Source organism: Falsiroseomonas oryzae (assembly GCF_027856955.1).
GTDB classification, from domain to species: domain Bacteria; phylum Pseudomonadota; class Alphaproteobacteria; order Acetobacterales; family Acetobacteraceae; genus Falsiroseomonas; species Falsiroseomonas oryzae.
The window spans coordinates 1-4,712 of the sequence record NZ_JAPSMD010000413.1 but is presented as its reverse complement, the minus strand read 5'-3'; the positions used below and the strand labels follow the sequence as shown (position 1 = coordinate 4,712).

Here is a 4,712-nt window from a genome sequence, read left to right as displayed (position 1 = left end):
GCTGGCGCTGCTCGGCCTGGCCGTGCTGGTGCGCCGGGGCCAGGCGGCGCTGACCGCGGCCAACGCCGGCCTGGAGGCGCGCGTGGGCGAGCGAACCGCCGCCCTCGTCGCGGGCGAGCGCCGCCTCAACCAGGCGCTGGAGGCGGGCCACGTCTTCGCCTTCGAGTTCGACCCGGCAGCGGATCTCGTGCTGCGCTCACCCGGCGCCGCGGCGATCCTCGGCCTGCCCGAGGCGGCGGCCGCGTGCGAGACGGGCTCGGACTTCCTCGCCACCCTCCACCCGGAGGACCGCGGGCGGGTCCTCGCTGCCCTCGCCGGGGCGACCCCGCATCGGCCCGCCTACGCCGTGCGCTTCCGCTACCGCCGCCCGGACGGGCGCGACGTCTGGCTGCAGGACGAAGGCGCCGCGGAGTTCGCGCCGGACGGGCGGATCCGACGCCTCTCCAGCCTGTGCCGGGACGTCACCGCCGAGGTCGACGCGGAGCGGGCAGCCCGCGCGGCCGAGGCGCGGCTCCGCGCCGCCACCGAGGGCGCGGGGCTCGGCACCTACGAGATCGACTTCGCACGCGGCGCCGCCTGGTTCGACGCGCGCGCCGTGGAGATCCTCGGCGGCGGGCTGCCCGTCGCCGCCTGGTTCCCCCTCGACGGGCCCGACTGGGCGACGCTCGAGGAACGTGTGCACCCCGAGGACCGCGCCAGCTTCGTCGCCGCCTGGGAGTCGGTCGCCTCTGGCGGGGCGGGCGGCTGGGCGGCGGAGACACGGATCCGCCACCCGGACGGCCGATGGATCTGGAACTGGTGCCACGGCTCCGTTGTGGAGCGCGACGAAGCGACGGGCCGCCCGCGGCGCTTGGTGGGCATCGAACAGGACGTGACCGAGCGCCGCCGGCTGGAGGAGGAGCTGCGCCAGGCGCAGAAGATGGAGGCGCTGGGCCAGCTCGCGAGCGGCATAGCGCACGACTTCAACAACATCCTCCAGGCCGTCTCGAGCGGGGCGGCGCTGGCCTCGCAGCGGGCCGAGGAGCCGGCCGCCGTGCGGCACCTCGCACGCCTGATGTCGGAGGCGGTGGGCCGCGGCGCGACCGTGACCGGCCGGTTGCTCGCCTTTGCGCGCCACGGCGAGCTGCGCGTCAGGTCGGTCGCGCCCGCCGCCCTGCTTGCCGGGCTGCGCGAGATCCTCGAGCCCGCGCTCGGCCCCCGCATCGAGGTCCGCGTCGCGGCCGCTCCCGACCTGCCGCCGCTGCTGGCGGACCGCGACCAGCTGCAGACCGCGCTGATCAACCTGGCAACCAACGCCCGCGATGCCATGCCCGAGGGCGGCGTCGTGACCTTAGAGGCTATGGAGGAGACTGTTGGCAGCGCCGGCAGGGACGCCGAGGCCGGACCGGGGCCGGGCCGGTACGTCAGGCTCTCGGTGCGCGACACCGGCACCGGCATGGACGCCGCCACGCTCGCCCGCGCGGCGGAGCCCCTCTTCACGACCAAGCCGGTGGGCAAGGGGACCGGCCTCGGCCTGGCCATGGCGAAAGCGTTGGCCGAGCAGTCGGGTGGCGCCATTGCCATCGAGAGCGCGCCCGGTCGCGGCACGGTCGTGACCCTCTGGTTTGACCGGGCGGAAGGACAGGCCGTCGCGGCCCCTGAGGCGGTCCCGGAGGCATGGCCGGGGGAGGAGGGCGTGCGGGTCGGGCTGCGCGTCCTCGTCGTGGATGACGAGGAGCTCGTGCGCGGCGCGCTTTCGGAGGAGTTGGCCGCCGCCGGCCTGCACGTGCAGGTGGCGGGCGGGGGCAGCCAAGCACTGGCCCTGCTCGACGCGGGCGCGTTGGTGGACGCGCTCGTGACCGACCTGACGATGCCGGGCCTGGATGGTCTCGCGCTGATCCGCGAGGCGCGGCTGCGCCGACCTGGCCTGCCCGCCGTGCTTGTCACGGGGCAAACAGGGGACACTGAGACGTTTGCCGCCCGCGGCGCGGAGGGCGGGCGCTTCGCGGCGCTGCGCAAGCCGGCACGCGGACAAGAGATCGCCGCGTGCGTCGCGGCTCTGCTGGGCGCCTGAGCGGGGCGGCGGGCGGGCCCGGCGGCCGCCCGCATACAGGTCTGCTCAGGGTCGAAAACGGCTGTGCGGCCCGCGTGTGAAGCGGCATCCTACCTTGCCGTGGCGATCCGCTCCGCCTCCGCCAGATCCTCCGGCGCATTGGCGTTGAAGAAGGGGTCGAAGGGGTCGGTCGGCCAGTCGGCGGCGGCGCAGCCGAAGCGGGCGGTCCAGCGGTCGATCTTGCGCTCGCCGGCCAGCAGCGCCGCGCGCAGCTCCTCCCGCAGGGCAACGGGCCATAACCCGATGGGCGGATGCGTCTGGCCGGCGGAGCGGGCGCAGGCGAGGGGGACGCCCTCGGCCTCGCGCGCCGCATGCAGGCGGGCGACGAGGTCGGCGGGGATGAAGGGCGCGTCGCCGGTGACGGAGACCATCCAGGGCAGGTCCGGATGGTGCGCCGCGGCGTGGTCCAGCGCAGCGAGGATGCCGGCGAGCGGGCCGGGATGGTCGGGCAGGCCGTCCGGCACCACCGGCAGGCCGTAGGTCGCGAAGCGCGCCGGGTCGCCGTTGGCGTTCAGGATGATCGCGGGCACCTGCGGGCGCAGCCGGTCCAGCAGGTGATCCAGCAGCGGCCGGCCGGCGACCAGGCGCAGCGGCTTGTCGCCGCCGCCCATGCGCCGTGCGAGCCCGCCGGCCAACACGACGGCGAGGGTGTCACTCCGCATCGCTGCCCATCGCTTCCGCGCTGTTCTTGCGCCAGTGCTTCGCGCTCTCCTCCGGCACATAGGCCAGGTCGGCGTCGAAGACGATGCGGCCCTCGCCGGCGAGCGCGACGAAGCGCTTGCCCTTGCAGCGTCCGATCAGGGTCAGGTTCGCCTCCCGCGCCAGCTCCACGCCCCAGGCGGTGAAGCCGGAGCGCGACACCAGGATCGGGATGCCCATGCGGACGGTCTTGATGACCATCTCCGAGGTCAGCCGCCCCGTCGTGTAGAAGATCTTGTCGTCCGGCCCTTCGCCGTGGCGGAACATCCAGCCGGCGATCTTGTCCACCGCGTTGTGGCGGCCGACGTCCTCCATGTAGACCACCGGCTGGTCCTGCACGCAAAGCGCGCAGCCATGGATCGCCCCGGCTTCCAGGTAGAGGCTGGGCAGCGTGTTGATCCGGTGCAGCAGGCGATAGAGCCAGCTCGTCCGCAACTGCGCCGCAGGCGCCAGGCGCACCTGGGAAAAGTCCTCCATCAGGTCGCCGAAGGCAGTGCCCTGGGCACAACCGGAGGTCAGCGTCTTCTTCTTCAGCTTCTGCTCGAAATCCGTCTGCCGTTCCGTGCGGACAACAACGACGCCGAGATCCTCGTCGTAGTCCACCGCCGTGACACGGTCGTCGCGTTTCAGCATGCCCTGGTTCAGCAGGTAGCCGAGCGCCAGGTCCTCCGGCCGGTCGAGGATCGTCATCATCGTCACGATCTCCTGCCCGTTCAGGTAGAGCGTGAGCGGCCGCTCCACCGTCACGGACGTCTCGATGCGCGCGCCGGTGTGGTCGAGTCCGGCGACGCGGCGCGTCAGGCGGGGATCGGTCGGGTCCGGCTGGACCCGGAGCAGGGGCGTGTCCATGCGCAGAAGGTTGGGGCGGCGGATGTGCGGTCGCAAGCGGCGGGCCCGGCTCACCCGTTCAGGTGAGAACAGACGTTCCTTTTCAACCGATGGGTCTTGCGGGGCGCACCGCGCATGCGCCAATTTGGGAGAGCAGAACGCATAACTGCAACGATCCCCCGGACGCGCCGCGCGGCGCGATCCGCCGTGCCGGTCCCGCCTGACCGGTCGCGCGGTGCCCGCCGCCGTGGCGGCGGGCCCGTTCCTCCGCCGCAGGAGCAGCATGGCATCCGACGCCGCCGCACTCGCCCTGGGCCTCTACGAGGCGCTGCTCGACGGCCAGGGCGTCGTCGCCGCCATGGCCGGGCTGGCCGATCGGCTCGGCGCCTCGAGCCATGCCGTGCACCGGATCCGCTACCGCGACGCGCGGCCGGTGGGCAGCATCTCGACCGGGCGCGGCGGCGTGGCCGGCAGCGCGCTGGAGGACTATGCGCGGTTCTGGGTCCGGCACGATCCCTGGGCGCGGCTGGGCGGCACGCTGCCCCTCGGTGTGCACGACATGGCGGCGATCGTGCCGCAGGCGACCCTGCGGCGCAGCCGGATCTGGAACGAGTGGGGCCGGCCCAACGACGCCGCCTTCCACGCACTCGGCGTGCCGCTGCTGCGTGAGGGCGACACGGTGGGCGGCGTCTATTTCCACCGACGGGAGAAGGAGCCGCCTTTCACCGGGGCGGACACCCGCCTGCTCGAGGCGCTGTTCCCGCACCTGCGCCGCGTCTTCGCCGGGGAGGCGCAACTGGCCGCCGTGCGCGAGGTGCCGGGCGGGGCGTTGCAGGCCGGGCTGGATGGCCTGCCGGACGGCGTCGCGGTGCTGGACACGGAGCGGCGCGTGGTCTTCGTGAATGCCGCGCTGCGCCGGATGGCCGCTGAACAGGACGGGCTGGTGCTGGGACCGGGCGGTCTCGACGCGCCGGACCCGGCGGTGCGGCACGCGCTCTCGCGGGCGGTGACGGCGGCGCTGGCGGCCACGGTGGGGCAGGTCGGGCTGCTGCCGGCGGCGGGAAGCCTGGCGCTGCCGCGCCCCTCCGGCCAG

Annotated in this window: 4 protein-coding genes; 2 read left to right on the top strand and 2 right to left on the bottom strand. The window is 74.2% G+C overall.

Annotated features, from left to right (window positions below):
* On the top strand, positions 1-2,053 hold a 2,053-nt coding region (locus OZN99_RS25820; protein WP_270938103.1), incomplete at its 5' end, for a PAS domain-containing hybrid sensor histidine kinase/response regulator.
* Positions 2,054-2,142: 89 nt separating this feature from the next.
* On the opposite strand, the gene mobA is transcribed toward OZN99_RS25820, so the two are convergent.
* Positions 2,143-2,754, bottom strand: coding sequence for a molybdenum cofactor guanylyltransferase MobA (mobA, locus tag OZN99_RS25815; protein WP_270938102.1), 612 nt, complete (start codon positions 2,752-2,754; stop codon positions 2,143-2,145).
* A complete protein-coding gene (fdhD, locus tag OZN99_RS25810) occupies positions 2,744-3,640 on the bottom strand; it encodes a formate dehydrogenase accessory sulfurtransferase FdhD (protein ID WP_270938101.1) in 897 nt (298 codons plus the stop codon). Before fdhD ends, mobA begins: the two co-directional genes overlap by 11 nt.
* Before the next feature lie 262 nt (positions 3,641-3,902).
* Here fdhD and OZN99_RS25805 point away from each other — a divergent pair.
* A partial coding sequence (locus tag OZN99_RS25805) for a PAS domain-containing protein (RefSeq protein WP_270938100.1) occupies positions 3,903-4,712 on the top strand: 810 nt, incomplete at its 3' end.

What these genes read in the sequence shown, in the direction of transcription:
- fdhD (WP_270938101.1), bottom strand. Translation starts at nt 3,640, where the DNA reads ATGGACACGCCCCTGCTCCGGGTCCAGCCGGACCCGACCGATCCCCGC.
- mobA (WP_270938102.1), bottom strand. Translation starts at nt 2,754, where the DNA reads ATGCGGAGTGACACCCTCGCCGTCGTGTTGGCCGGCGGGCTCGCACGG.